19 protein-coding genes are annotated in these 26,968 nt (G+C 72.6%); 10 read left to right on the forward strand and 9 right to left on the reverse strand.

The genetic code is table 11. The annotated features are described in order from the left end of the window. Window positions 1-114 precede the first annotated feature (114 nt). Window positions 115-1,848 (reverse strand): PucR family transcriptional regulator, encoded by a 1,734-nt coding sequence (locus AMK10_RS16355; RefSeq protein ID WP_073748520.1) that lies wholly within the window; start codon window positions 1,846-1,848, stop codon window positions 115-117. Window positions 1,849-2,142: 294 nt separating this feature from the next. On the opposite strand from AMK10_RS16355, the gene AMK10_RS16360 reads away from it, so the two are divergent. The 6 genes from AMK10_RS16360 (at window position 2,143) to AMK10_RS16385 (ending at window position 12,764) form a co-directional block, all read left to right on the forward strand. Continuing rightward, a complete protein-coding gene (locus AMK10_RS16360; RefSeq protein ID WP_073748521.1) occupies window positions 2,143-3,033 on the forward strand; it encodes an FAD binding domain-containing protein in 891 nt (296 codons plus the stop codon). Between the two features lie 2 nt (window positions 3,034-3,035). Continuing rightward, on the forward strand, window positions 3,036-3,632 hold the full coding sequence (locus tag AMK10_RS16365; RefSeq protein WP_073748522.1) for a (2Fe-2S)-binding protein: 597 nt from the start codon (window positions 3,036-3,038) through the stop codon (window positions 3,630-3,632). 2 nt (window positions 3,633-3,634) lie between these two features. Next, entirely contained in the window at window positions 3,635-6,052 is a 2,418-nt protein-coding gene (locus AMK10_RS16370) for a xanthine dehydrogenase family protein molybdopterin-binding subunit (protein ID WP_073748523.1), read from the forward strand. Between the two features lie 209 nt (window positions 6,053-6,261). After that, window positions 6,262-7,719 (forward strand): NCS2 family permease, encoded by a 1,458-nt coding sequence (locus AMK10_RS16375; protein ID WP_073748524.1) that lies wholly within the window; start codon window positions 6,262-6,264, stop codon window positions 7,717-7,719. 44 nt (window positions 7,720-7,763) lie between these two features. After that, window positions 7,764-8,903, forward strand: a complete 1,140-nt coding sequence (locus AMK10_RS16380; RefSeq protein WP_073748525.1) for an XdhC family protein — start codon at window positions 7,764-7,766, stop codon at window positions 8,901-8,903. Window positions 8,904-9,110: 207 nt separating this feature from the next. Then, a complete protein-coding gene (locus tag AMK10_RS16385; protein WP_073748526.1) occupies window positions 9,111-12,764 on the forward strand; it encodes a S8 family serine peptidase in 3,654 nt (1,217 codons plus the stop codon). Window positions 12,765-12,827: 63 nt separating this feature from the next. Here AMK10_RS16385 and AMK10_RS16390 read toward each other — a convergent pair whose 3' ends face one another. The 6 genes from AMK10_RS16390 to AMK10_RS16410 form a co-directional block, all read right to left on the reverse strand. Further along, window positions 12,828-13,667: a DUF3626 domain-containing protein gene (locus AMK10_RS16390; RefSeq protein WP_073748527.1), complete on the reverse strand. Its 840-nt coding sequence runs from the start codon at window positions 13,665-13,667 to the stop codon at window positions 12,828-12,830. Window positions 13,668-13,709: 42 nt separating this feature from the next. Next, the gene (locus tag AMK10_RS37695) at window positions 13,710-13,877 is read right to left on the reverse strand and encodes a hypothetical protein (protein WP_198959713.1); all 168 of its coding nucleotides are present in this window, start codon (window positions 13,875-13,877) and stop codon (window positions 13,710-13,712) included. Window positions 13,878-14,104: 227 nt separating this feature from the next. Then, window positions 14,105-14,854: a hypothetical protein gene (locus AMK10_RS16395; RefSeq protein WP_073749294.1), complete on the reverse strand. Its 750-nt coding sequence runs from the start codon at window positions 14,852-14,854 to the stop codon at window positions 14,105-14,107. Between the two features lie 158 nt (window positions 14,855-15,012). Next, complete coding sequence (locus tag AMK10_RS16400) at window positions 15,013-16,566, reverse strand: peptidoglycan-binding protein (RefSeq protein WP_073748528.1); 1,554 nt, start codon at window positions 16,564-16,566, stop codon at window positions 15,013-15,015. Window positions 16,567-16,791: 225 nt separating this feature from the next. After that, the gene (locus tag AMK10_RS16405) at window positions 16,792-17,523 is read right to left on the reverse strand and encodes a nitroreductase family protein (protein WP_073748529.1); all 732 of its coding nucleotides are present in this window, start codon (window positions 17,521-17,523) and stop codon (window positions 16,792-16,794) included. Window positions 17,524-17,598: 75 nt separating this feature from the next. Continuing rightward, window positions 17,599-18,042 (reverse strand): nitroreductase family deazaflavin-dependent oxidoreductase, encoded by a 444-nt coding sequence (locus tag AMK10_RS16410; protein WP_073748530.1) that lies wholly within the window; start codon window positions 18,040-18,042, stop codon window positions 17,599-17,601. Window positions 18,043-18,282: 240 nt separating this feature from the next. Here AMK10_RS16410 and AMK10_RS16415 point away from each other — a divergent pair, with 240 nt between their 5' ends. Genes AMK10_RS16415 through AMK10_RS16425 form a run of 3 tightly spaced genes read left to right on the forward strand, consistent with a single transcriptional unit; the run spans window position 18,283 to window position 20,743 of the window. Further along, entirely contained in the window at window positions 18,283-18,516 is a 234-nt protein-coding gene (locus tag AMK10_RS16415) for an acyl carrier protein (RefSeq protein ID WP_073748531.1), read from the forward strand. Beyond that, window positions 18,513-19,787, forward strand: a complete 1,275-nt coding sequence (locus AMK10_RS16420) for a beta-ketoacyl-[acyl-carrier-protein] synthase family protein (RefSeq protein WP_073748532.1) — start codon at window positions 18,513-18,515, stop codon at window positions 19,785-19,787. The genes AMK10_RS16415 and AMK10_RS16420 overlap by 4 nt, the downstream gene beginning before the upstream one ends. A 17-nt stretch (window positions 19,788-19,804) precedes the next feature. Next, the gene (locus AMK10_RS16425) at window positions 19,805-20,743 is read left to right on the forward strand and encodes an alpha/beta fold hydrolase (protein ID WP_073748533.1); all 939 of its coding nucleotides are present in this window, start codon (window positions 19,805-19,807) and stop codon (window positions 20,741-20,743) included. Here the strand turns inward: AMK10_RS16425 and AMK10_RS16430 are convergent. Both AMK10_RS16430 and AMK10_RS16435 read right to left on the reverse strand, forming a co-directional pair. Beyond that, on the reverse strand, window positions 20,634-22,625 hold the full coding sequence (locus tag AMK10_RS16430; protein ID WP_079180723.1) for a glycoside hydrolase family 127 protein: 1,992 nt from the start codon (window positions 22,623-22,625) through the stop codon (window positions 20,634-20,636). The genes AMK10_RS16425 and AMK10_RS16430 overlap by 110 nt on opposite strands. 96 nt (window positions 22,626-22,721) lie before the next feature. Next, complete coding sequence (locus AMK10_RS16435) at window positions 22,722-25,136, reverse strand: endonuclease/exonuclease/phosphatase family protein (RefSeq protein WP_073748534.1); 2,415 nt, start codon at window positions 25,134-25,136, stop codon at window positions 22,722-22,724. 568 nt (window positions 25,137-25,704) lie between these two features. On the opposite strand from AMK10_RS16435, the gene AMK10_RS16440 reads away from it, so the two are divergent. Continuing rightward, window positions 25,705-26,958: an ROK family transcriptional regulator gene (locus tag AMK10_RS16440; protein WP_073748535.1), complete on the forward strand. Its 1,254-nt coding sequence runs from the start codon at window positions 25,705-25,707 to the stop codon at window positions 26,956-26,958. The last annotated feature ends 10 nt before the right edge of the window (window positions 26,959-26,968 follow it).

The following is a 26,968-nucleotide window of genomic DNA, read 5'->3' on the forward strand; positions in this document are numbered from 1 at the left end:
GTCTGCGCGCATCTCAGCACGGAATGGCACGCCGGGCCAAGGGGTCGGATCGATGTCAGGTGAAAGATTTCACAATCGCCCGCAACCCGGAGGCGGCGCGGGAGTCCCGGGAAATCAGCTCATGCGCAGGGCCAGGAAGAAGTCGAGCTTGTCCTCCAGCCGCGAAAGGTCACGTCCCGTCAACTGCTCGATACGTCCGACGCGGTAGCGCAGTGTGTTGACGTGCAGGTGCAGCCGGGCCGCGCAGCGGGTCCAGGAGCCGTCGCAGTCCAGGAACGCCTCCAGCGTCTCGATCAGCTCCGCGCGGTGCCGCCGGTCGTAGTCCCGCAGCGGATCGAGGAGCCGGGCGGTGAAGGCGCGCCGCACGTCGTCCGGGACGAAGGGCAGCAGCAGGACGTGCGAGGCGAGCTCGTGGTGCCCGGCGGCGCAGACCGCTCCCGGCCGGGCGGCGGCCACCCGCCGGGCGTGCCGCGCCTCCTCCAGCGCGCCCCGGAGCCCTTCGGCGGAATGTACGGCGGCGCTGACACCCAGTGTCAGGCGGCCGTCGTCGGCGAGGCCCGCGGAGAGCGGCGCGCGGACGCTGTCGAGCAGGGCGTCGGCGTGCAGCGCGGCGTCCTGCGGTTCCCCCGCACCGGCGTCCTCCCCCGCTCCGGCGCGCTCCGGCGCGTCCGCGTCGGCGGAGTCCGCCGGGGGGAGCGCGCTCAGCGGTACGAGGGCGACCGCCTCGTCGCCCGTGTGCGCCACGGCGATACGGTCGGCCGATTCCGGGCCCGTCACCGCGGGGTCGACCAGGATCTCCTCCAGCAGCGCCTGCGCGGCCCGGCCGCCCGGGGTGCCCGCGTCCTCACCGGTCCACTCGACCCGGGCCACCACGACCTGCCAGTGCGGGGCCGTGCCCAGGCCGGGCAGCAGGACCGGGGCGGCCACCCTCAGCCTCGCCGAGATCTCGGCCGGGGCCGCGCCCGTCTGGACCAGCTCCAGCACCTCCTGGGCGAGCCTGCGGCGCACGGCACGGGCCGCGTCCCGGCGGTCCCGCTCGACCGCGATCAGCTGGGTGACGCCCTGGAGCAGGTCCAGCCGGGCGGCGGGCCAGTCGCCCGCGTCCGCCGCCACGGCCAGCAGCCAGTCCGAGAGCAGGGACTCGCGCGCGTCGCGGTCCGGGGCGGGCACGGCGGCCCGGCCGGTGTGGCGCACCGGGAACAGCGAATAGGCCGTGCCGTCCACCTCCGCCCGGTGCGGGCCGGGCCTGCCGGAGCGGCTCGCCGTGAGGTGCTGCCCGGCCAGCTCCGCGCCGACCCCAGGAGGCAGGGGCTCGCCCGCCCCGGCGATCTGCCGGCCCGTGGGCGACAGGACCCAGGCCCGCAGGTCCAGGTCGGACGTCAGCAGGTCGAGGACCACCTCGGGACCGCCGCCCGCCGGGCCCGAGGTCATCAGCCTGCGGTGGCGGTCGACGACGGCGGCGAGGTCGCCCGCCCGCTCGCCGGACACCTGGCGCACCACGTGCTCGGTGATCGTCGCGAACGCCACGGTCTCGTCGACCGCGAAGAGCGGGAGCCGGTGCCGCAGGCACGCCTCGATCATGTCGTCGGGGACGGCCCCGAGCTCCGCCTCGCCCGCGGCCAGCCCGGCGACCCCGGCGTTCGCCAGGATCCGGACGAAGGGTTCCGAGTCCGACGCGTCCCGGCGCCAGGCCAGCCCCGTGAGGACCAGCTCCCCGCCGGAGAGGTACCGGCTGGGATCGCGCAGGTCGGTCGTCATCACGCCCCGGACCGGCCGGTCCAGCTCGTCCTCGCCGCCGAGCAGCCGCAGCCCCAGGGCCTCGGTGTCCAGCAGTGCGCGCAGCCGCATCGTCGATTGCCGCCGATCTCTTCGTTGGTGCGGGGGCGGCGGAGGTCACCTGTGAATTGCGGTGAGGTTACCGCTGTCCGCCATTCGTTCGAATCTACAAGACAGGGATGGGGACCAGCCAATTCCTTCATGGTTTCGGTGACTGCACCGAGTGGAGCAAGGCTTGTGTACTGGGCCACACACCGCGTGAACAACACAGGAACGGCCCCCCCGCCGAAGGGCGGGCAGGCCGACGGGCCGGCCGTCCCCAGCCCCAGCCGAACGACCCGACCGAGAAGAAGAAGAGAGCCACTCATGGACTTCCTTCGCCCCGCCAGCTGGGAGGAGGCGCTCGCCGTCAAGGCCGAGCACCCGACGGCTGTGCCCATCGCGGGTGGCACCGACGTGATGGTCGAGATCAACTTCGACCACCGGCGGCCCGAGTACCTCATGGATCTGAACCGCATCGGTGAGCTGTCCGAGTGGCAGGTGGGCCAGGACTCCGTCCGCCTCGGCGCCTCCGTACCGTACAGCGCGATCATGGAGCACCTGCGGGCCGAGCTGCCCGGCCTCGCGCTCGCCTCGCACACCGTGGCCTCGCCGCAGATCCGCAACCGCGGAGGCGTCGGCGGCAACCTGGGCACCGCCTCACCGGCGGGGGACGCCCACCCCGCGCTGCTCGCCGCGGGAGCCGAGGTCGAGGCCGCGTCCGTCCGGGGGACGCGGATGATCCCCATCGACGCGTTCTACACCGGCGTCAAGCGCAACGCCCTCGCCCCCGACGAGCTGATCAGGGCCGTACACATCAAGAAGGCCGACGGCCCCCAGCAGTACTCCAAGGTCGGCACCCGCAACGCGATGGTCATCGCCGTCTGCGCCTTCGGTCTCGCGCTCCACCCCGAGACCCGCACCGTGCGCACCGGCATCGGCTCCGCCGCCCCGACCCCGGTCAGGGCGAAGGAGGCCGAGGACTTCCTGAACGCGGCACTGGAGGAGGGCGGGTTCTGGGAGAGCGGCAAGATCATCACCCCCTCCGTCGCCAAGCAGTTCGCCCAGCTCGCCGCGGGCGCCTGCAACCCCATCGACGACGTACGGGGCACCGCCGCCTACCGCAGGCACGCCGTCGGCATCATGGCCCGCCGCACGCTGGGCTGGACCTGGGAGCAGTACCGCGGAGCGGGCCGCACCCTCGAAGGAGCTGCTTAACCATGCGAGTGAATTTCACGGTCAACGGCCGCCGGCAGGAGGCCGACGACGTCTGGGAGGGCGAGTCCCTCCTCTACGTCCTGCGCGAGCGCATGGGCCTGCCCGGCTCCAAGAACGCCTGTGAACAGGGCGAATGCGGGTCCTGCACGGTCCGGCTCGACGGCGTGCCCGTCTGTTCCTGTCTCGTCGCGGCAGGCCAGGCGGAGGGCCGCGAGGTCGTCACCGTCGAGGGCCTCGCCGACTACGCGAAGCACCGCGAGGACGCCCACCCCGGCACCGGCTGCGCATCCGGCGCCTGCGGCACCTCGCTGGACGCCGCCCGGCGCTGGCAGGCCCGGCCCACCGACGGGCGCAGTGCCGAGGCCGAGGAACTCTCCCCGGTCCAGCAGGCGTTCATCGACGCGGGAGCCGTGCAGTGCGGCTTCTGCACCCCCGGCCTGCTGGTCGCGGCCGACGAGCTGCTGGAGACGAACCCCTCCCCGTCCGACCAGGACATCCGCGAGGCGCTCTCCGGCAACCTCTGCCGCTGCACCGGTTACGAGAAGATCCTCGACGCGGTCCGCCTCGCGGCCGCCCGCCAGGAAGAGGCGGTGCGATAGCCATGGCGCCCGACCCACGAGCCACGTCAGTACCGGCCGGCACCCCCACCAAGATCACCCAGGGCTCCACGTCCCCGGGCGGCATCGGCGAGTCCACCCTGCGCCCCGACGGCACCCTCAAGGTCACCGGCGAGTTCGCGTACTCCTCGGACATGTGGCACGAGGACATGCTGTGGGGCCACACGCTGCGCTCCACCGTCGCGCACGCCGAGATCCGGTCGATCGACATCGGCGAGGCACTCGCCACCCCCGGTGTGTACGCCGTCCTGACCTACGACGACCTGCCCGCCGAGATGAAGAACTACGGCCTGGAGATCCAGGACACGCCCGTCCTGGCCCACGGCAAGGTCCGCCACCACGGGGAGCCGGTGGCCCTCGTCGCCGCCGACCACCCCGAGACCGCGCGCCGCGCCGCCGCCAAGATCAGGATCGACTACGCCGAGCTGCCCCTCATCACCGACGAGGCGTCCGCGACCGCCCCCGGAGCGGTCCTGGTCCACGAGGGCCGCACCGACCACCACATCGGACACGTCCCGCACCCGAACATCGTCCACCGCCAGCCCATCATCCGCGGGGACGCCGACGCGGCGGCGGCGCGGGCCGACGTCGTCGTCACCGGCGACTACGTCTTCGGGATGCAGGACCAGGCCTTCCTCGGCCCCGAGTCCGGCCTCGCCGTGCCGTCCGAGGACGGCGGCGTCGAGCTGTACGTCGCCACGCAGTGGCTGCACTCCGACCTCCGCCAGATCGCCCCCGTCCTAGGCCTCCCCGAGGACAAGGTCCGCATGACCCTCTCCGGGGTCGGCGGCGCCTTCGGCGGACGCGAGGACCTGTCGATGCAGATCCACGCCTGCCTGCTCGCTCTGCGCACGGGCAAGCCCGTCAAGATGGTCTACAACCGCTTCGAGTCCTTCTTCGGGCACGTCCACCGGCACCCCGCGAAGCTCCACTACGAGCACGGCGCCACCAAGGACGGCAGGCTCACCCACATGAAGTGCCGGATCGTGCTGGACGGCGGCGCCTACGCCTCCGCCTCCCCGGCCGTCGTCGGCAACGCCTCCTCGCTCGCGGTCGGACCGTACGCCGTCGAGGACGTGGACATCGAGGCCATCGCGCTCTACTCCAACAACCCGCCCTGCGGCGCCATGCGCGGCTTCGGCGCCGTCCAGGCGTGCTTCGCCTACGAGGCGCAGATGGACAAGCTCGCAGCCGCCCTCGACATGGACCCGGTCGAGCTCCGGCAGCTGAACGCGATGGAGCAGGGCACCCTGCTCCCCACCGGACAGCCCGTCGACTCCCCGGCCCCCGTCGCCGAACTGCTGCGCCGCGTCAAGGCCCGCCCGATGCCCCCCGAGCAGCAGTGGCTGTCGGCCGACGCCGGAGGCAGCTCCGTCGATGTACGCGCGCTGCCCGGCGGACTGTCCAACACCACTCACGGAGAGGGCGTCGTACGCGGTGTCGGCTACGCCGTCGGTCTGAAGAACGTCGGCTTCTCCGAGGGCTTCGACGACTACTCCACCGCCCGGGTGCGGATGGAGGTCATCAACGGCGAGCCGGTCGCCACCGTGCACACCGCGATGGCCGAGGTCGGGCAGGGCGGTGTCACCGTGCACGCCCAGATCGCCCGTACCGAACTCGGCGTCAGCCAGGTGACCATCCACCCGGCGGACACACAGGTCGGCTCCGCCGGATCGACCTCGGCGTCCCGCCAGACGTATGTCACGGGCGGCGCGGTGAAGAACTCCTGCGAGGCCGTCCGGGAGAAGGTCCTGGAGATGGGCCGCCGCAAGTTCGGTACGTACCACCCCGCCTGGGCCACCGCCGAACTGCTCCTGGAGGGCGGCAAGGTCGTCACCGACGCCGGGGAGGTGCTCGCCCCGCTGGCCGAGGTGCTGGAGGACGAGGCCGTCGACATCGAGCTGGAGTGGCGCCACCGGCCCACCGAGGCCTTCGACCTGCGCACCGGACAGGGCAACGGCCACGTCCAGTACTCCTTCGCCGCGCACCGCGCGGTCGTGGAGGTCGACACCGAACTCGGCCTGGTCAAGGTCATCGAGCTCGCCTGCGCCCAGGACGTCGGCAAAGCACTCAACCCGCTGTCGGTCGAGGGCCAGATCCAGGGCGGCACCACCCAGGGGCTGGGGGTGGCCGTCATGGAGGAGATCATCGTCGACCCGAAGACGGCGAAGGTGCGCAACCCGTCCTTCACCGACTACCTGATCCCCACCATCCTCGACACGCCGACCATCCCGGTCGACGTGCTCGAACTCGCCGACGACCACGCCCCGTACGGGCTGCGCGGCATCGGCGAGGCCCCGACCCTGTCGTCTACCCCGGCCGTCCTCGCGGCGATCCGGAACGCGACGGGACTGGAACTCAACAGGACGCCGGTGCGCCCCGAGCACATCACCGGCACCTGACGGTTCCCCACACACCTCCGGGCGGTGCGCGCCTGCCGCGAACGTCACAGTCCCCGCACCGCGCACCGTCCGGAGCAGCAACCGCACCACCTGCACGAAGAGTTCGCCTCGGGCCGTCCCCCGGGTCGTGCCGCCACGCAGTCATCCCAAATCCCGCAATCTCCAGAGCTCCACGCGGGTGCCCCTGTGAACCTTGGGAGTCAGGCAACATGACCCAGCAGTCCGTGGAACCCAGGACCGGCGCGGAGGACGCGGGCTCCGGCTCGCGCGTCCCCGCCGGACGGTCCTGGCTCGACCGCTACTTCCACATATCCGAACGAGGATCGACCGTCGCCCGCGAGGTGCGCGGCGGTGTCACGACCTTCATGGCCATGGCGTACATCCTCCTGCTCAACCCGCTCATCCTCGGCGGCAAGGACGCCGACGGCCAACTGCTCGGCCAGCCGGGTCTGATCACCGCCACCGCGCTCGCCGCGGCGGCCACCACCCTGCTGATGGGCTTCATCGGCAAGGTCCCCCTCGCCCTCGCCGCCGGGCTCAGCGTCTCCGGGGTGCTCGCCTCGCAGGTCGCGCCGGCCATGACCTGGCCGCAGGCCATGGGCATGTGTGTGGTCTACGGCGTGGTGATCTGCCTGCTGGTCGTCACCGGCCTCCGCGAGCTGATCATGAACGCGATCCCGCTCGCGCTGAAACACGGCATCACCATCGGCATCGGCCTCTTCATCGCGCTCATCGGCCTCTTCAAGGCCGGTTTCGTCCACAAGGGGGAGGCGACCCCGCTCTCCCTCGGCCCCGCCGGTGAACTCGCCGGCTGGCCCGTCCTCGTCTTCGCCGTGACCCTGCTGCTGATCTTCATGCTCCAGGCGCGGAACGTGCCCGGCGCGATCCTCATCGGCATCGTCGTCGGCACCCTCGCGGCGATCACCGTCAACGCTGTGGGCGACATCGACCCGAAGGCGTGGAGCAGCGGTCCGCCCGAGCTGAGCGGCAGCGCCGTCTCCGCACCGGACTTCTCGCTCTTCGGGAACGTCGAGTTCGGCGGCTGGGGCGATGTCGGCGTGATGACGGTCGGCATGATCGTCTTCACTCTGGTCCTGGCCGGGTTCTTCGACGCGATGGCCACCATCATCGGCGTCGGCACCGAGGCGAAGCTCGCCGACGACAAGGGCCGGATGCCGGGCCTGTCCAAGGCGCTGTTCATCGACGGCGCGGGCGGCGCGATCGGCGGTGTCGCCGGAGGCTCCGGGCAGACGGTGTTCGTCGAGTCCGCCACCGGCGTGGGGGAGGGTGCCCGCACGGGGCTCGCCTCCGTTGTCACCGGGCTCTTCTTCGCCGCCTGCCTCTTCTTCACCCCGCTCACGGCGATCGTGCCCGCCGAGGTGGCCTCCGCCGCCCTGGTCGTCATCGGCGCCATGATGATGCAGAACGCCCGGCACGTGGACTGGGCCGACCGCTCGGTCGCCGTACCGGTCTTCCTCACCGTGGTCCTGATGCCGTTCACTTACACCATCACCACCGGTGTCGCCGCGGGCGTCATCTCGTACTCGGCCATCAAGCTCGCCCAGGGCAGGGCTCGCGAGGTCGGCGTCTTCATGTGGGTCCTGACGCTGGTCTTCGTCGTCTACTTCGCCCTGCACCCCATCGAGAGCTGGCTGGGCGTCAGCTGACGCCCGCCGCGCCCCCCCGCACCTCAGTCAGAAGGAGACACGCCATGCTGGACATCGCCGAAGAGCTCCACCGGTGGGTCGGGCAGGGACGCGCGTTCGCCGTGGCCACCGTGGTGGCCGTCGGCGGCAGCGCGCCCCGGCAGCCAGGTGCCGCCCTCGCCGTCGACAGCGAGGGAACGGCCGTCGGATCGGTCTCCGGCGGATGCGTGGAGGGCGCGGTGTACGAGCTGTGCCGGCAGGCCGTCGAGGACGGCACCACCGTCCGCGAGCGCTTCGGCTACAGCGACGACGACGCCTTCGCCGTCGGCCTGACCTGCGGAGGCGTCATCGACATCCTGGTGACACCGGTGCGCGCGGACGACCCCGCGCGCCCGGTGTACGCCGCCGCTCTCGCCGCCGCGGCGAAGGGCCGCGCGGCGGCCGTCGCCCGTGTCACCGAGGGGCCCGGCGCGATGCTCGGCCGGCCCCTGCTCGTCCACGCCGACGGGACGTACGAGGGCGGGCTCGGCGGGCATCCCGAACTGGACCGCACGGCCGCCGCCGAGGCCCGCGCGATGCTCGACGCGGGCCGCACGGGCGAGCTCGTGATCGGCGCCGAGGGCTCCCGCTGCGGCAGCCCGCTCACCCTGCTCGTCGAGTCGAGCGTCCCGCCGCCACGGATGATCGTCTTCGGGGCCATCGACTTCGCCGCCGCCCTGGTGCGGGCCGGACGCTTCCTCGGCTACCGCGTGACCGTCTGCGACGCCCGGCCCGTCTTCGCCACGGCGGCGCGGTTCCCGGACGCCGACGAGATAGTCGTCGACTGGCCGCACCGCTATCTCGCCACCACCGATGTGGACGCGCGCACGGTGCTCTGCGTCCTCACGCACGACGCCAAGTTCGATGTCCCGCTGCTGGAACTGGCGTTGCGCCTGCCCGTCGCCTATGTCGGCGCGATGGGCTCGCGCCGCACCCATCTGGAGCGCAACGAGCGGCTGCGCGAGGCCGGTGTCACCGAGCGCCAACTGGCCGCCCTGCACTCGCCGATCGGGCTGGACCTCGGCGCCCGTACCCCCGAGGAGACCGCTCTCTCGATCGCCGCCGAGATCGTCGCCGACCTGCGTGGAGGCACCGGACTGCCGCTGAAGGGCGCCCACACCCCGATCCACCACGAGAGCGTTTCGCCGCTCGTCCCCGTGGCCTGAACAGGACCATCGACGACTGATCACGCCGGGCGGGTTGCCGCCACGGCGGTTTCACGCCAGGGGTGAAGCCGTCCGCAGCCCCGGATTTACCGGTAGATCAGCTGCATGACATTTTCCCTCTCCTCCGTTTCCGGCCGGGCGAGACCCGCTCGCGCGGGACGCAGGGCTCTGCTCATAGCGACCTCCGTCGCCCTCGTGAGCGGCGTCATGCTTCCTGTCGCCGGTGCCGCCACCGCCGCTCCGAAGCCCGCGACCGCCGAGGACCGCCACGGGTCCGAGTCCCGCGACTACGACATCACCCTGGTCACCGGCGACGTCGTCCACTACACGGACGGCACGGGCGCCCAGGACGTCGTCACCGTCGACCGCCCCGAGGGCGCCGAGGGCGGCGTGCATGTGCAGCAGGCCGGGGAGGACGTCTACGTCATCCCCGACGAGGCGAGCTCCCTCATCGCCGCGGGGAAGCTGGACCGCCGGCTCTTCAACGTCTCGGCACTCGCCGCCATGGGCTACGACGACGCGCGCGCCGGCGGCATCCCGCTGATCGCCACCTACCCGGCGAGCACGGCGCGTTCACTGCCGGCCGCCCCGCGCGGCAGCAAGACGGTCCGCCGCCTGGAGTCGGTCAACGGCGCCGCGCTCAAGGCGGACAAGGACGACGCCCGCGCCTTCTGGAGCGACATCTCCCGTACGGAGAAGAGCCGTTCGCTGGACAACGGCATCGCCAAGCTCTGGCTCGACGGCAAGGTCGAGGCCGCGCTGAAGGACTCCGTGCCGCAGGTCAACGCCCCCCAGGCGTGGGCGGAGGGCTTCGACGGCAAGGGCACCACGGTCGCCGTCCTGGACACCGGCATCGACGCGACGCACCCGGACGTCAAGGACCGCGTCAAGGAGTCCCGGAGCTTCGTGCCCGGCGAGGAGGTCGACGACAAGAACGGCCACGGCACGCACGTCGCCTCCACCATCGCGGGCTCCGGCGCGGCCTCGGAAGGTGCCAACAAGGGTGTCGCCCCCGGCGCCGACCTGATCGTCGGCAAGGTCCTCGGCGACGGAGGGTCCGGCGCGGACTCCGGCATCATCGAGGCCATGGAGTGGGCCAAGGCCGAAGGCGCCGACGTCGTCTCCATGAGCCTCGGCTCCAGCATCCCGGACGACGGCAACGACCCGATGTCGCAGGCCGTCGACGCGCTCTCCGCCGACGGCGGCCCACTCTTCGTGATCGCCGCGGGCAACTCCTACGGCGCGGGCACCATCGGCTCGCCCGGCTCCGCCGCCGACGCGCTCACCATCGCAGCCGTCGACAAGCAGGACGGCCGCGCGGCCTTCTCCTCCATGGGCCCGCTCGTGCGCTCCCACGGCCTGAAGCCCGACCTCTCCGCCCCCGGTGTCGACATCAACGCCGCCGCCTCGCAGTCCGTGCCCGGCATCGAGGGCATGTACCAGTCGATGTCCGGTACGTCGATGGCGACCCCGCACGTCGCCGGCGCGGCGGCCATCCTCAAGCAGCGCCACCCCGAGTGGTCCGGCCAGCGCATCAAGGACGCGCTGATGAGCTCCTCGAAGCTGCTGCCCGGCTACACGCCGTACGAGCAGGGCACCGGCCGTCTCGACGTCAAGGCCGCCATCGACACGGCCATCGAGGCCACCGGCTCCGTCGAGGTCGCCTCGTACGCCTGGCCGCACAGCGACACGGACCCGGTCACCGAGCGGACCATCACCTACCGCAACACCGGTGCCGCGGACGTGACGCTGGACCTGGCGACCGACACGGACGCCGCCGCCTACACGCTGTCCACGTCGAAGCTGACCGTCCCGGCCGGCTCCACCGCCGAGGCGGTCCTCTCGATCGACCCGTCGAAGGTGCCGGTCGACACGGAGTTCTCCGGCCAGGTCCTCGCGACCGACGCGGCCGGCACGACCGTGGCCCACACCGGCTTCGCCGTCAACAAGGAGCAGGAGCTCTACGACCTGACGCTCCAGCTGCGCGACCGCTCGGGCGAACCGGCGGACGGCACCGTGGTGTTCGCCGCGCTCGGCGACACCGAACTGCGTCCCGTCAACGTGTCGGGCGACACCACCCTGCGACTGCCGCCCGGCAACTACACCGCCTGGTCGGTCCTCGACGTCGAGGGGGACCGGGCCGACTCCCAGGGCCTCGCCTTCCTGATGGCTCCCGAGACCGTCCTGGACAAGCCCACGACGGTCACCCTGGACGCGTCCGAGGCCCGCAAGGTGAGCGTGCGGACGCCCAAGGAGACCGAGCAGCGGCAGCTGCGCGTCGACATGGCGCGCACCGCCCCGAGCGGAGTCGTCCAGCGCGAGGCGTTCACCCTCCCGGTCGCCTACGACCAGCTGTGGGTCAGCCCCACGAAGAAGGTGAAGGAGGGCGACTTCAGCTATCTGACCCGCTGGCGCCAGGGCGAGAAGATGATCGACGTCTCGGCCGGCGGCCATGACGTCCCGGTCACCGCGCAGATCGGCTCCGTGGTCGCGGAGGACAGCGACCGGAAGCTGAAGGCCGTCTTCGCCGGGAACGGCGCGGCCTCCGACTACGAGGGCCTGGACGCCAGGGGCAAGGCGGTCGTGGTCGACCGCAGCGACGCGGTCGCCCCCGCCGACCGGCTGGCCAACGCGCTCGCCGCGGGCGCCTCCGCGCTCTTCGTCGTCAACGACGGCCGGGGCGTGCTGATGGAGTCCTCCTACGTGCCGTACGGCGAGGAGACCACCATCCCGGTCGCCTCCGTGCAGCGGCTCGCGGGCAGGGATCTGATCGAGGCCGCCCGCAAGGGCGCCAGGATCGACGTGGACCAACGGAAGTTCGCGAGCTACGTCTACGACCTCGTCGACCGCCACGACGGGGCGGTCCCGGACCGCTCGCTGGCCTTCGCGCCCTCGGCCCGGCAGCTGGCCACGGTGGAGAACACCTACTACGGCCACAAGGACGTGCTCGGCGGCGGCTACCGCTACGACATCCCGGACTACGGCTTCGGCATCGGCTTCGAGGAGTACGAGAAGTTCCCGGGCACCCGCACCGAGTGGGTCACCCCGCTGCCCGGCGCCTCCTTCTGGTACGAGAACCACTCGGTGCTCAACGCCGAGGCGACCGACACCGCGCACGAGATGCGCAGCGCGGAGCTGGACTACACGGCGGGCCGGACCTACCGCGCCGACTGGTTCGCCCCGGTCACGGGACCGCGCCTCGGTACGGGCTACTGGGGTCCGTTCCGCACCGCGTACAACGACGTCCAGTTCAACATCACGCCGTGGACGGACTCGGGCGAGGGCCACTCGGGCTCGATGCCCGCGGACGAGTACGACACGACGTCCTACGCCTTCTACCAGGGCGACACCCTGATCAAGAAGGGCGCGGGCCGGGCGGGTTACGCCTGGGACCTGCCGGCCGAGCAGAAGCCGTACCGCCTGGTCATCGACTCGGTGCGGGACGAGGCGACGTGGAAGACCTCGACGCGGACCCACTCCGAGTGGAACTTCGTCTCGGGCGCGCTGCCGGAGGGCACGGAGCGGGCCGACATCCCGCTCCTCCAGCTCGGCTACGACGTGTCCACCGACCTGGCGGGCGACGTCAGGGCCGGCAAGCCGGTCGAGCTCGGCATCGAGTCGGGCACGCAGGACTGGCTGGACGGCGCAGTGAAGGCCACCGAGGCCTCCCTGTCGGTCAGCTACGACGAGGGCAGGACCTGGAGCGCGGCGAAGCTGCGCAAGAGTGCTTCGGGGGAGTGGACCGCGACGCTGCGGACACCCGCCAGGGGCGCGACCTCGGTCTCGCTGAAGGCCCATGTGGAGGGCCCCGGCGGACTGGCCCTCGACCAGGAGATCATCAAGGCCTTCGGCCTGAAGTGACCTGCTGAACGGCCCGGCAGAGGTGGTCCCGCATCCCGCGTGAGGTGCGGGACCACCTCCTTCTCACATGCTCCTGCCGAAGCGCGCCACACAGTGCCAGACCCGCTTGAGGTCCTGCGGATCGTGGCGCCCGGCGGCGACGGCCTCCCCGATGATCCGGGCGTCCAGGACCCCGTCGACCGCGATCCCGGTCCCCAACTCGACGTACTCCGGGCCCCGGTACTCCGGATGCCTCCGCAACTCGTCCGTGCCGAGACGGAATCCAGCGTGCCATTCGAGGGGGCAGGGCAGCGCGCGGGCGGCCTTCTCCACGTCCGTGCCCCGGAAGCAGGGGTCGAGGACCAGGGCCTCCACATGGTCCTGGAGCCGGACGGGACCGTGCACATGCGCCTCGACGTAGTCGTCCAGCACGTCCCTGGCGTCGGCCTCGGCGAGCGCGACGAGCCTTCCCCCGGCTCCCGCCACACCGAAGTCGGACGGCTCGAGGAAGCTGTCGGGGTAGCAGAAGGTCGACCGCGGCAAGGCCTCGGCGGTCAGCCTGAGATGGGCGGAACCGAACCGGGGCGCGGCACCGAAGGGGGCCCGGCGGAAGTCCAGCGCCCCGTAGACGGGCCGTTCGTGGGCGCTCGCACCGTCGTAGGCGCCGCCGAAGATGCGGCTCTCCCAGCGCCACCGGTCGCCACCGGGACGGGCGGTGAGGCCGCCGTTGCCGGTGCCGGTGACGAACTGGGAGACGTACACCCCGTCCTCGGCCAGCCCCTCCAGGACCGTACGGCCGCCGCCGACGCGGTCCGGGTGGAAGTTCAGCGTCACGCGCAGGGACGGGTCCAGCGGCGGCCCCGTCGACAGCGCGGCCACATGGCTCAGCGCGCGGGTCCGGGCGGGCGGGAGGTCGGCACTCATCGGCCCAGTGTGCCGGAGCGCCGACCGGGTGAGCAGCCCGTTTCACCGCCGTCGGCGGGCCGCCTTCTCCTGCGCCTTGCGCCGCGCGACCGTGTACACCGACCAGTCGCCCCGGTGCCGGTCGCACCGCGAGGCGTCCTTCATCGCCAGCCGTTGGCAGCGCGTGCCCTTCAGGGTGGGTGCTCCGCACCTCGACTGCGTACGAGCCATGTCCGACCGCCCTCCGAGTCCCGCCGGCCCGGTGCCGGCACGGCCAAGGTTGGCCCGTGGGCGCGGCCCGGCGGAAGGCGCACCGGCGCCCGCCCGATGCGCTCCGGAGCGTACGGGCGGCCGGCACGGCGTCAGGCCGTCGCGTTTCCCGGGCCCGGCGGCAGCGGTGAGGTGATGTCTCCGGGTGCGGCGCTCCGCGACCGGAGCGGCTCGGTGCGCGGCCGGCCTCAGGCCGTGCCGTCGGCCGTCCGCAGCAGGCGGAGGAACGCCTTCAGCCCGGCGATGATCTCCTGATTGTCCGTCAGGCGATTCACGGTGGACTCGAACTCACGCGCGAGCGCGGCGACCTTCCGGTCGGTCTCGTCCGCGCGGCCGTGCGCCGAGACGTTCAACGCGTCCGTGGTGCGCCGTAGTTCGCCCAGCGCGCGGTACTGCTCCTCCGCCTTCTCCTCCAGGGCGCGTGTGCCCGCGTGCAGCCGGGCCACCTCCTCGCGGAGCTCGGTCACGTCGTCGCGCGGGAAGGTCACGTCCTTCAGCAGGGTGCCCAGCCGTCGCCGCAGCTGTCCGAAGTAGGCTCCGGCGGGCCGGAAGACCGTACTGAGCAGGAAGAAGCCCGCGAACCAGTAGCCCGTCACCGCGCCCGTCGCCGCCGTGACCGCCACGGCCAGGGCGGCGGTCAGCGCGTGCCCGCCCACCGCCACCCGGAGCATCAGCCGTGCGATCCGCGCCGCCTCGGCGTCCCGCTCCTTCGGCACCTCCAGGCCCTTGGAACGGCTCACGCCGATCTCGGCCAGCACCGTGTGCGCCCGGAAGTAGAGATTCCAGGGAACCGTCAGCAGGAGGAGCAGCCACAGCAGACTCAGCACCCCCGCCGCCGCGCCCAGCAGCAGCGAGGCCGGGGCTCCCGACGTGTACGCCAGCGCCACCGCTCCGGCCACCACCACCGCCGCGAGCAGCGCGCCCATGAATCGCCCCATGCCGTCCCCCTCCACCGGCGCCCCGAAGGCGCCCCGCCCCGTGTCCCCGCCGTGTCCGGCCCGCTCGTCCGTCATCGTCCCGGCGGTAGGGGGCCGGGGCATGAGTACGGGTACTCAGCGGCCGGCGGCGGGGCACGGGGCCCGGGTGGAGGCGGGGGTCAGCGCCCGGACTGGAGCGCCCCCCAGGTGTTCGGGCCCACGCCGCCGTCGGCCGTCAGACCCCGGCTGGTCTGGTAGTCGCGCACGGCCGTGTCGGTCGCCGTGCCGAACGCCCCGTCGACGGCCAGGGTCTTGCCCAGCGCGGCGGTCAGCGCGCGCTGCAGCCGCTTCACGGCCTCGCCCGAGCTGCCCTTGGCGAGCGCCGGCGTGGTGCCGGCCGAGAGCAGCGCGGTCCAGGTCCTCGGCCCGACCGTGCCGTCGGCGGTGAGGCCGCGGGCCGTCTGGAACGCCTGCACGGCGCTCTTCGTGGTGGCGCCGAAGATCCCGTCCGCGGTTCCCGCCTCGTAGCCCTGCTGGTTGAGAAGCGTCTGCACGGCCTTGACCTGGCTGCCGGTCGAGCCGGACGTCTGGGTCGTGTACGAGGTGAAGGTCAGCCCGTCGGCCCCGCTGCCGGAGCCGCCGATCAGCTGCATGTAGTAGGTCCAGTTCCAGTTGGCGCCCGGGTCGGTGTGGTCGTTCCCGGGGGCCTCGCTGTGCCCGATGATGTGGGCCCGGTCCTTGGCGATGCCGTACCGGTCGCACAGGTACTTCGTCAGCGCCGCCGAGGAGCGGTACATCGTGTCGGTGAACCACGACGGGTCGTCGACGAAGCCCTCGTGCTCGATCCCGAGCGAGGAGGCGTTGGCGCTCTTGGCGTGGTACGCGGTGTCCTTGTCGCGCACCATCTGGGTGATCTGGCCGTCCGACGAGCGCACCACGTAGTGGGAGCTGACCTTCGACGTGGCGTTCTGGAACCAGCTGATCGTCCCGGCGTACGAGCCCTGCGTGACGTGGACGACCACCTTGTCGACCGTGGCCGTGCGCCCGGTCGCGTAGTTGGCGGTGTTGGCGGCGACCCAGAGCGCCGGGGGGTAGTCGGGGCTCTGGGCGGTGACGTCGGCCTTCGCCAGGCCGCCCTTCTCGGGGGAGACCGGCCGGGAGGTGACCGAGACGCGTTCGCCGCCCGCGACGGTCGCGCGCAGCCCTTCGGCGAGGAAGGTGTAGACGGTGTCCGCGTACAGGGCGGCGACGGAGCCCTGCGCGCCGCTGTAGCGGGCGACCGCCGGATACCAGGAGTCGATGTCCGCCCGCTCGGCCGCGTCCAGGCCCAGCGCGTCGGCGTGGCTGCGCAGCACGGCCGCGCCGCCCAGGATGTTGGTGCCGGTGTCCCGGCGCAGATCGGCGGTCGATTCACCCGTCAGGGCGGAGGCCTTCTCCAGCGACCGGTTGACGGGGTTGCTGACGAGGTGCATCACGCCGTAGCCGTTGTCCTGGCTGGGGCGGCCCCCGTGTCCGTCCAGGTGGGTCTCGCCGTAGCCGACGGCGGCGAGCAGATCGCGCGGGACGCCGAACTCCTCGGCCGCCGCGTCGAACGCCTGGTTCATGGAGCCCGCTCCGGCGGGAGCCGCGGGGGCCGCGGTCGCCGGGTGGCCGGTGGTGACGAGCGCGGTGACGGTGACGGAGGCCAGTACGGCTGCGCGGCCTCTGGTGTGGCCGGCGGGGCGTCGGGGCATGCCTGCTCCAGGTCTGTGGGGGAGAGGGAGGCCGAGGACCGGGGTGAGGGGACGACGGCCGCTGAGCCCGCACAGGCTATCTAGCTGATTCATGCATGACAATGACGCCCCGCCGTGCCCAATTTCCCTTCACTCCAATGGAGTTGGGTCACCAGTGGGGCGTGCGCCGGCGCCGTCACCCCCCTGGCCGAGGGGGACGGCGTGGCGTGGTGTGCGCGCTCCCGGCTACCAGCGGTCGCGGTGCACGACGTCGGCGACCGGGCGGCGCCGCACGGGGCCGAAGTTGCCCGCGGGCCATCCGACGGGAATGGCCGCGAAGGTGTGCGTGTCCTCGGGGATGCCGAGGGCCTTCTTCCACTCCTGTTCCAGCATCAGGTGCCAGATGGTGACGTTGGCCGCGAGGCCCAGCGCCCGCGCCGCGAGCAGGATGTTCTGGACGCCCGGGTAGACGCAGGAGCCCTCCGCGAGCGCCTGGAAGCGCGTCTGGGTGGCCGCCATCCGTTCGAGGCCCGCCGGGCCGAGCGACTCGGCGTAGACGGCGAGGCCCTCCTCGTCGAACTCGGGCTCGGGGAACTTGTAGCAGGGGATGATCAGTACCGGGGTGTCGGCGAAGTGGTCGCGCTGGTACTCGATCGCCGCCACCATCCGCGCGTACGCCGCCTCCGGCATCCCCTTCGGCGCGTGCTTGCCGGTCGTCGCGAGATAGGCGTCCACACACCGCTTCCAGAGCGGCGCCAGCTCGGCCATCACCGCGCGGTCGGTGACGACCACGTACTCGTAGCACTGCATGTTGCCGCCGCTGGGCCCCCAGACCGCGGCCTGTATGAGCTGGTCGATGGTCCCGTCCGGGACCGGGTCCGTCCTGAGGCGGCGCATGGCGCGCATGGTGGCCATGGTCGGGAAGAGGGCGGGCCCGTCAGGCGCGGGCGCGTCGGCGTACACCGTTTCGAAGGTCATGATCGCGGAGTTTACGGCTCAAGGGCCGCTACGGGGAGTCCCGTTGGCACCCCGGACCGGTCCGGTCGGCGCAGGTCAGCGCCGCCGCAGCCGTACGACCGGAATGTCGCGGCCGGTCTTCGCGCGATACTCGGCGTACCGGGGGAAGACCTCCACGAGATGCGGCCAGACGCGCTCCTTCTCCTCGGGGGAGAGCGTCTCGGCCAGGGCCGGGAAGCGTTCGGTGCGGACGCGTACCTCCACCTCGGGCCCGGCCAGCAGGTTCAGGTACCAGAGCGGGTGGCTGTCCGAGCCGCCGTTCGATCCGACGATCAGATAGTCCTCTCCGTCCCGCCCGTACATCAGCACCGTGCGGCGCCGGGCGCCGCTGCGCCGTCCGACGTAGTCCAGGAGCAGGCAGTCCACGCCGAGCTGCGTGGTCCCCTTCGTCCCGCCGGACGACTCGTACAACTCGGCTTGTCTGGCCACCCAGTTGGACGGGCTGAGCCGTACCGCCCCGTCGTTCCGCTCCGCCGTCATGGCCTGCCTTCCGTCGCCGTGCCCCCGTGTCCGTACGTCCGTGCCCATCCTGTCACCCCCGGCTCCGGCGCGCCGGAATCGCACACCTGGCCGTTCGCCCTCCTCACGGGGGAACGGGGGGCTGAAAACCGGCCGCGAAGGCGTATAAAGGGTCCCTCCCGAGCAGCCGGCGTCCCCGATGGCCATCTCACCCCCCACGCGGCCGGCGTCACCGCGTACCGAGAGCGGAGGAGCGTCCCCATGAGCACCTCGGAAGAGATCAGCGCCTTGCTCGTCACCAGGTTCGGAACCGATCCGGGGGCCATCCGGCCCGAAGTGCCGCTCCGTCACCTGCGCCTGGACTCGCTCGCCCTGGAGGAGCTCCGGCTCCTCATCGAGGACCGGATGGACATCGATCTGGAGGACGTCGTGCTGTCCTCGCGGGACACCGTCGGTGCCCTGGTCGCGGCCGTGAGCAGCAAGGCCGGCGCGTGACGGCCCGGGGACCGCTCGCCCGCCGGTCCACCCGTCCGGGCGCCGAGCCCTTCAGCGCCGCGGTCACCGGCGTCGGCCTGGTCACCGCCGCAGGAGTGGGCATCGAGGATGCCTGGAGCGGGGTCTGCGACACCGCGGCCGTGCCCTCGGTCGGGCCGCTGCCCGAACTCGACGGGCTGCCCTGCGACTTCATGTACACCGTCGCCGGCCTCGACACCAAGGCCCTCCTGGGCGTCGCCGCGCAGCGCCTGATGGACCGCTTCTCGCAGCTCGCCGTGATCGCCGCCCGCGAGGCGGTCGCCGACGCCGGGCTCGACCCCTCGGTCTGGGACAGTGGCCGGGTCGGCGTCGTCATCGGCTCCGCCCACGGCGGCCTGCCGTTCTACGACGAGCAGCACACCACCCTCACCGAGCGCGGCGCGCGGCGCGTCTCCCCGAAGCTCGCCCCGCTGACCGTCGTCAACGGCGCGGCCAGCAGCGTCGCCATGGACCTGGGTGTGCACGGCCCCAGCCAGGCCGTCTCCACGGCCTGTTCCTCGGGCACCGTCGCCATCGGCACCGCCCACCAGATGCTCCGCACCGGGGCCTGCGACATCGTCGTCGCGGGAGGCGCCGAGTCGGTGCGCTCGCGGCTCCTGATCGCCAGCGCCTGCCAGATGCGGGCGGTCTCCACCCGCCGCGACGACCCGCAGGCCGCCTGCCGCCCCTTCGACACGCACCGCGACGGCTTCGTCGTCGGCGAGGGCGCGGGCCTTCTCGTGATGGAACGCCCCGAGCACGCCCGCGCCCGCGGCGCCGTCGTCCGCGCCCGGGTGGCCGGCTACGGAGCCTCCAGCGACGCCCACTCCGCCGTCGCCCCCGACCCGGACGGCCTCGGGATCGAGCGGGCGCTGCGCACCGCCCTGGCCGACGCGGACATCGACGCCTGCGACGTCGGACATGTCAACGCCCACGGCACCTCGACCGTCGCCAACGACCTCATCGAGGCGGTCATGCTCCGCCGCGTCCTGGGTGAACACCTCCTCGTCACCTCGACGAAGGCCAGGACCGGGCACACCCTGGGAGCGGCGGGCGGCATCGAGACCGCGCTGACCGTGCTCGCGCTCCAGCGCCGGCTGATCCCTCCGACCGCCAACCTCGACGCACCGGACCCCGAGATCCCCGTCGAGGTGGTGAGCAAGGAGGCCCGGCACGCCGCCTTCGACTGTGCCGTCAAGACATCGCTGGGCTTCGGCGGCCACAACGCGGCCCTCGTGCTCACCAGGGCCTGAGGGAAGCGAGGAGCACCATGCCCGAGGAGATCATCCGAACCCTGACCGTGGACGGACTGCGCTACGGCTACCGGGTGCTGCCCCGCGACCCGGCCGCCGGCGGGGCCCCGGCCACCGAACCGGTGCTCATCATCGGCGGGGCGCTGCAAGGGATGTTCGGCTGGCCGCAGATGGACGACCATCTGGGCCCGCTGGCCGACGTGGTGACCGCGGACCTGCCCGGCATGGGCACGGCCGACCCCCTGCCGCCCGGCCCCGGAGCCCCGGTCCTGCGCGCCGCGGTCAGCGGGATCATCGACGATCTGGGTGTTTCCCGGATCAACCTCTTCGGCTTCTCCTACGGCGCGGCCGTCGCCTTCGACTGCGCGCGCCACGATCCGGACCGCATCGCCCGGCTCGTCCTCGGCGGCGTCCCCACCCACATCGGGGCGGAGCAGCGGGACTACTGGCACCGGGCGACGCGACGGCTGGCCGACGGGGACGCCGAGGGCTTCGCGAGCCTGGCCGCCGACGGTCTGATGTGCCTGGACCCGGAGCGGCACGTGCACCGCAGGGAGCTCGCCCGGCGCTATGTGCGGCGCTCGTTCCTGCACGCGCTCACCCACTCGGCGCACGCCCTCGACTCGCTCCGGCGGGCACTCGGGGACCGGCCGGACTTCTCCGGCGGGCTGTCCGGCGTGCCGGCGCTGGTCTTCGCGGGCGAGCACGACACGGTGACCTCGCCGGAGCGGCAGCGGGAGTTCGCGGCGACGATCGAGGGCAGCCGCTTCCTCACGCTCCCGGAGTCCGACCACTGGGTCGTGCTGGAGCGCTCCGAGGAGGTGGCCGCCCTCGTGACGCGCTTCCTCACGGGGCGGCCGGTCGACGCGGTCGGTCCGGTCGATGCGGTCGCGGCCCCGTTCCCGCACCAGACGCGGGTACCGGCGGCAGGTCCAGCGGAATCCACACCCGCATAGCCCCTGCGCCACGGTTGGCCCACACCGCGTACGGCACGGCGATGAGATCCCCGGCCGTCACCACCGTGACCCCGCCGAGCAGTCCGGGGCGGTGCTCCGCTGCGAGAGCGGTGCTCGCGTCGAGGAGCACCTCGTCCAGCCGGCGGGGCTGGTCCGCCGACTCCAGGCAGTAGACCAGCGGCCCGAACTCGACGGCGGCGCAGCCGCGTACGGCGTCGACGCGCGGGTCGGGGTGGGTCAGCCGGGGCCGCACCGCCAGATCGAGGACCACCCGCTCGCCGGTGCGCCACTCCCGGCGCACCCGCAGCCAGCCCGCCGCGCCGGTGCCCTGCTCGTCCGTCGCCGCCCCACGCGTGCCCGCCTGGCCGGTGCCTGCCCGGCCCGTGTCCGCCCCGCCGGTGCACGCCTCCGCCGTGACCGGTTCGCCGTCGAGCGTGGCGCCGGAACACCAGGCGGGGATGCGGAGCGACAGCGTCCAGGTGCCGCTCTCCTCCGCCGTCACGGCGATCCGCCCGTCCCACGGATAGCCGGTCTCCACGGACACCGGCCCGTACCTCCCGGTGGCGTACTGGTGCAGCTGTACGCCGTCGTCGTCGGTGGTGGCGACGTAGTACGGCAGCGAGGCCAGCAGGCGCATCGCGTTCGGCGGGCAGCACGCGCACCGGAACCACGGGGTGCGGCGGGCCGACTGGTCGTCGCGGTGCCCCTCGTACTCCTCGCGCACCTGGAGCGGGTTGACGTACAGCCAGCTGTCGCCGTCCAGTCCGCAGCCCGCGGCGAAGCCGTTGAACAGGGTGCGCTCGATCAGGTCCGAGTAGCGGGCCTCGCCGGTCAGCAGGGCCAGGCGCCAGCTCCACTGCACGGAGGCGATGGCGGCGCAGGTCTCGTTGTAGGCCCGGTCCGGCGGCAGCTCGTGGGGATCGCCGAACGACTCCAGCTCGTGCCGGGAGCCGAGGCCGCCGGTGAGATACGTCTTCGACTCCGTCATGGCCTCCCAGAGCCGCACCGCCGTCTCCCGCAGCCCGTCGTCACCCGTCTCGGCGGCCAGGTCGGTGACACCGGCCAGCAGATACAGCTGACGCACCGCGTGCCCGGTGACGGTCCGCGCCTCACGCACGGGGACGTGGTCCTGCCAGTACCCCGCTCCGGGAAAGCTCTTCGCACCGTCGCCCAGGAGGCCGTGGCCGCGCCGTTCCACGAAGTACGAGGCGAGGTCCAGCCAGCGCCGCTCCCGCGTCTCGCGGTACAGCTCCACCAGCGCGGTCTCGATCTCCGGATGGCCGCACACACCGTCGACCGGACGGCCGGGCCCGAACACCGTGTCGATGTGTTCCGCGAAGCGCCGCGCGATGTCCAGGAGCCCGGTGCGGCCGGTGGCGCGGTGGTGGGCCACGGCGGCCTGGACGAGATGCCCGGCGCAGTAGAGCTCGTGCCCCCAGTCGAGCTCCTGCCAGCGGCGCTCGGGGTGCGCCACCTGGTAGTACGTCTGGAGATAGCCGTCGGCGTCCTGCGCTGCGGCCAGCAGCGAGGTCAACGCCTCGACATCCGCGGTGAGTTCCTCGTCCGCCGGGTTCTCCGCCAGTTGCCAGGACGCCGCTTCGAGCCACTTGTGGACGTCGGAGTCCTGGAACGGGAAGTCACCGGCGAACTCACCGGTCCCGTCGGCCGCCGCCCGCAGATTGGCCAGGTTCCCGGCGTCCTCCAGCAGCCGGGGACCCTGCGGAATGCTGATGTCGGCGTTCGTACGGCGCCGTGCCGCCCAGAAGCCGCCGGTGATCCGGGCACGGGCGACCGGGCGCAGCGCGGTCCGGGCGTCGGCGGACGGGCGCACGGGCCCGGTGGACACGGAGAGCTCGTCGGGGGGAGCGGTCTCGGCAGTCATGCGCGGCACGGTAGCGATACGGCCCGTCGAACAGCCGGTGGCCCGGGTGGCGGCAGGACGGTGCCGCCACCCGGGAGGGGAGGCCGGGAGGGGAGGTCAGTGCCCCGGTCCTCGTCCCTTCACGTCGACCCGCACGATCTGCGGGTCGTGGTCGCTCGCCTGGTCGGCGAACTCCGCGTTGATGTGCACCACGTCGTAGTCGAAGCGGCGCACGGCGGGGCTGGTCAGGATGTGGTCCAGCGTCTGCGAGTTGCCGTCGTACACATAGCTGTACTGCTCGCCCACGGGCAGCGTCGTGATCAGCGGCTTGAGCACCTTGCCGTCGGTCAGCGCGGCCATGGTGGGGGAGAACGCGAAGTCGTTGAGGTCGCCGAGCGTGATGACCTGCGCGGACCTGTCCGCCTTGAGCAGTGAGGTGACGAAGGTGTTGACCTCCGTCGCCTGCCGCACGCGCTGCGTCTCGGAGCTGCGCACCGGCTCCTGGAAGCGGCCGTGCAGGGACTGGTCGCCGCCCTTGGACGCGAAGTGGTTGGCGATGACGAAGACCGACTCACCACGGAAGCGGAACTCGCCGACCAGCGGCTTGCGGCTGCTGTCCCAGGCCGTGCTCGTGGGGTTGATGCGACCGGGCGAGACGGAGAGGGTGGCACCCTTCTTCGTCTTCACGGCCTGCACCGCGGTGGTCGCGTCGCCGCCGGGACGGTCCACGAAGTCGACCCGCTCGGGGTTGAAGAGGAAGACGTTGCGGATGTTGCCGCCGGGCTCGCCGCCGTCCTTGCCGTCGGCGGGCGCCACGTAGCGCCACGCGTAGCGGGGGCCGCCCGCGGCGACGATGGCGTCCGTGAAGCGCTTCAGCGTGGCCTCGGAGCCCACGGTGCCGTCGTTCACCGCACCGTTGTCGTCCTGGATCTCCTCCAGGGACACGACGTCGGGGGACGCGAGGCCGACCGCCACGCCCTCCGCGAGGGTGTCGAACTTGGCCTGCTCGTCGGCCGCGTCCAGGTTCTCCACGTTGTACGTGGCGACGGCGAGCTCCTTGCGCTTCTGCTTGCGCGTCACCTCGCGCTTCAGACCGTTGTCCTTCAGCGTGCCCAGCTCGGTGGCCTGGACGTTGTAGCCGCCGAAGGACGCGTAGTCGACGACGCCCGTGGTCGTGCCGGACAGTTCGTCGCCCACGTTCGCGTCCGGCACGGGCTGCGCCGCGTTCAGCGACATCACCTTGAGGCGGCCGGTGTTCTGGTCCTCGTAGGAGGCGTACAGCGTGCCGCCGCGCCGGGTCGGGTTCTCCCGCGGCTTCACCGTCACCCAGACCTCGTCGTAGGCGGTGGTCGCACCCGTCACACGGGTGTCGGCCATCGTGACGCGGGCACCCTCCAGGGACTCGTACAGGTCCAGGGCGTACGCCGACGGGTCGAGCGTCAGCGGGTCGATCGACCCGCCGCCGGCCGACGGCACATAGGCGTCCGGCACCGACGAGGCGTCGAGGACGACCGCCTCGGGCAGGGCGTTGCCCGAGGAGAGGACCGTGGTCAGCGGGGCGGTCAGCTGGGTGACCGACTGGGTTCCGGTGGCCGGGTAGTACTCGGCCACCTTGCCGCTGACCAGCACCGAGTCGCCGAGGGCGACGGTGGGTGCCGCGGAGCCGGTGTAGACGAACAGGCCCTCGCTCGTGCGGGAGTCGGCGTCCGGCGTGGTGTCCTGGATCCAGAAGCCGCGCGAACCCGTGGTCCGCACGCCCGTGACGACGCCCGGGACCCCGGTCACCTGCTGGCCGGCGAGCGGGGAGACACGCGTGGTGCCCTGGATGTCGTGCACCCGCACCGTGCCCGGCTCGGTCGGGCCGCCGGGCTCGCCGGGACCGGACCCGCCGGACGTCTCGCCCGCCGCGTTGACCGGGGTCGGGGTGCCGGAGGCCAGGTCGGCGGCGTTGTCGTCGGTGTCCGCGAGCGACGTACTGCGGGCCACGGAGGCGGTCGCCGAGGCGCCCGTGACCGGGCCGCTGCCCTCGCGTACCACGGCGGAGCCGTAACCGACGAGGTCGACTATCCGGGTGTCCGCGGCGCAGTCCGCCGCGGTCTTGCAGGTCAGCGCGGTGGTGCCGGAGACCAGTGCGACGGTGCCGCTCGTCGCGGACATCGCCACCGTGCCCGTCGCGTCGGCGGTCGGGAGCGCCACCGTGCCGCCGGTGCCGGCCGCCTGCGCGACGAGGTAGCGCCCGCCGGGCGCGACGGCGCCGGTGAGAGCCGAGACCTGCCACAGCGAACCGGCGGAGGGAGTGCCCGGCAGGTACTGGACGCTGAAGCCGGACAGGTCGAAGGAGCTCTGGCCGGCGTTGGCCAGCTCGATGTAGTCACGGGTGAGCGTCGCACCGGAGTTGCCCCCGCCGCCGTACACCTCGGAGATGACGGCCGACGACGACGGGGCCGCGAAGGCGGCGGGGAGCGCGGTGACCGACAGGGTGACGGCGACGGCGGCGGCCAGCAGGGCGGAGCCGGGTCTGGCGATGTGCACGGGAACTGCCCCCAAGTGTGTAGTGAGGGGGCAAAAACTATGCGCGTAGACCTGCCGTGGCAAGAGACCGGAGGTTAATTCCAGGCGTCATTGTCGCGCTCATCACCCGGGTCCCGGCGGACAGTTCGGCACCGGACGGGAATCCTCGGCCGGACCGCGCCGGGCCTCGGAGCGGCGAGGGCGCTGACCTGCGACGGCCCGTGGAGGCGTGAACCGCGGCCGGAGGAACGCCCGTCGTCGGAGGGCGGCCCGGCGGGCGGAACGGGAGTCCACCATGCGGTCAGACGTTTGACCGGCTTACGGCGTTCCGGATACGTTGCGTGACATGCAGCGATCCGCACACCTGACGACGCGAGGTCATGTCGACCTGAAGCGTGTGTGCTCCGCGGCGTGTCACCGGCACTGAGCATCCGGAGTCCGCGCCCCCTTCCCGGCTTCGCGCAGGACGCCCCGTCACGGCTCAGCGGGACCACGGCAGGCACCGACCGCCGCCCGGTTCCGTCAGGAGGCCCCCGCGCAGGGGTTCTCACCTCCACGCCCGCTGCCATCGAGGACTCGGACGACCCCTGTGACAAGTCTGCCTGCGCCCATCCGCCGCTCCCGGCCCCTGCGCCGCTCCGAGATCCCCCCGCCCGGACACGCCCGCCGCGCCTCCGGCACGGGCTCCGTGCTGGGCGCGATCCTCGACCACGGGCCGGTCGCCCGCTCCACCGTGGCCCGGCTCACCGGCCTCTCGCCCGCCTCGGTGACCGGACACGTGGGGCATCTGCTCTCGCGCGGTCTGGTCCGGGAGAGCGCCGAGGCGACCGGGCCGCGCGGGCTCGGACGCCCGCATGTGCCCGTCGACATCGACACCAGCCGCTTCCTCGTGGCCGGCGCGCACATCGCGGTCGCCCACTCGACGGTCTCCCTCATGGACCTGCGCGGCCGGATCGTGGCCGAGGACCGCAGACCGCACGCCGGCACCGACCCGCGCCACATCCTCGGTGACCTCGCCGCCCGGCTGCCGCTGCTGACGGACGCTCACGCGGCCGGACGGCAGGTGCTGGCCCTGGGCGTCGCCACCGGACACCGCGTCGACCCGGCGGCCGGAGTCGTCGTGGAGCACCCGCACCTCGGCTGGCGCGCCGTTCCCGTACGCGAGATCCTGGCCGCCGCCACCGGGCTCCCGGTCCATGTGGACAGCCACTCCCGGGCGCTGGCCCGGGCCGAGCAGATGTTCGGCGAGGCGTCGACCCGGCGCAGCACGGTCCTGCTCTTCGTCGGCGCGGTCGTCGACGGGGCCTACGCCACCTCCGGCGAACTGCACAGGGGCCCGCGCTCCGGTGCGGGCAGCGTGGCCCATCTCCCCCTGGGATCGGGCGGATCGGGCGACGCCGAGCCCTGTAGGTGCGGGCGCACCGGGTGCCTCCAGTCCGAGGTTTCCGAACGGGCCATGATCCGCCGCGCCGCCGAACAGAGCCTGTACGTCGGCACGTTCCAGGAACTGCTGGACCACGCCATGGCCGGCGAACCTCGGGCGGTGGCGCTGTTCCGCCGCCGCGCACGGCTGGTGGGCAGGGCCGCGGCGCTGCTCCTGGACATGTTCGACCCGGAGTGTCTGGTGGTGGTCGAGCCCGGGGCGGGCAGGCTGCCGGAGTGCCTCGCCGATCTCCGTGAGGAGGTGGGGATGCGTTCCTGGGTCTGCGACGACCCGGAGCGGGCCGTGGTGCCCAGCAGCTTCACCGGATCGGTGCTGGCCACGGCGGGCGGAGCGGTGGCCCTCGGGGCCCTGTACACCGATCCGCTGGGGCCGTGGCCCGCGCTGCCCGCGGTGTCCTGACCTCCGCCGA

It is taken from the genome of Streptomyces sp. CB02058, assembly GCF_001905505.1.
Taxonomy (GTDB): Bacteria; Actinomycetota; Actinomycetes; order Streptomycetales; family Streptomycetaceae; genus Streptomyces.

Bases quoted from the DNA above. Each gene is read 5' to 3' on its own strand.
- AMK10_RS16360 (WP_073748521.1), top strand. From the start codon at position 2,143: ATGGACTTCCTTCGCCCCGCCAGCTGGGAGGAGGCGCTCGCCGTCAAG.
- AMK10_RS16400 (WP_073748528.1), bottom strand. From the start codon at position 16,566: ATGCCCCGACGCCCCGCCGGCCACACCAGAGGCCGCGCAGCCGTACTG.
- AMK10_RS16415 (WP_073748531.1), top strand. From the start codon at position 18,283: ATGAGCACCTCGGAAGAGATCAGCGCCTTGCTCGTCACCAGGTTCGGA.
- AMK10_RS16355 (WP_073748520.1), bottom strand. From the start codon at position 1,848: ATGCGGCTGCGCGCACTGCTGGACACCGAGGCCCTGGGGCTGCGGCTG.
- AMK10_RS16390 (WP_073748527.1), bottom strand. From the start codon at position 13,667: ATGAGTGCCGACCTCCCGCCCGCCCGGACCCGCGCGCTGAGCCATGTG.
- AMK10_RS16380 (WP_073748525.1), top strand. From the start codon at position 7,764: ATGCTGGACATCGCCGAAGAGCTCCACCGGTGGGTCGGGCAGGGACGC.
- AMK10_RS16375 (WP_073748524.1), top strand. From the start codon at position 6,262: ATGACCCAGCAGTCCGTGGAACCCAGGACCGGCGCGGAGGACGCGGGC.
- AMK10_RS37695 (WP_198959713.1), bottom strand. From the start codon at position 13,877: ATGGCTCGTACGCAGTCGAGGTGCGGAGCACCCACCCTGAAGGGCACG.
- AMK10_RS16410 (WP_073748530.1), bottom strand. From the start codon at position 18,042: ATGACGGCGGAGCGGAACGACGGGGCGGTACGGCTCAGCCCGTCCAAC.
- AMK10_RS16425 (WP_073748533.1), top strand. From the start codon at position 19,805: ATGCCCGAGGAGATCATCCGAACCCTGACCGTGGACGGACTGCGCTAC.
- AMK10_RS16385 (WP_073748526.1), top strand. From the start codon at position 9,111: ATGCTTCCTGTCGCCGGTGCCGCCACCGCCGCTCCGAAGCCCGCGACC.
- AMK10_RS16365 (WP_073748522.1), top strand. From the start codon at position 3,036: ATGCGAGTGAATTTCACGGTCAACGGCCGCCGGCAGGAGGCCGACGAC.
- AMK10_RS16370 (WP_073748523.1), top strand. From the start codon at position 3,635: ATGGCGCCCGACCCACGAGCCACGTCAGTACCGGCCGGCACCCCCACC.
- AMK10_RS16430 (WP_079180723.1), bottom strand. From the start codon at position 22,625: ATGACTGCCGAGACCGCTCCCCCCGACGAGCTCTCCGTGTCCACCGGG.
- AMK10_RS16405 (WP_073748529.1), bottom strand. From the start codon at position 17,523: ATGACCTTCGAAACGGTGTACGCCGACGCGCCCGCGCCTGACGGGCCC.
- AMK10_RS16395 (WP_073749294.1), bottom strand. From the start codon at position 14,854: ATGGGGCGATTCATGGGCGCGCTGCTCGCGGCGGTGGTGGTGGCCGGA.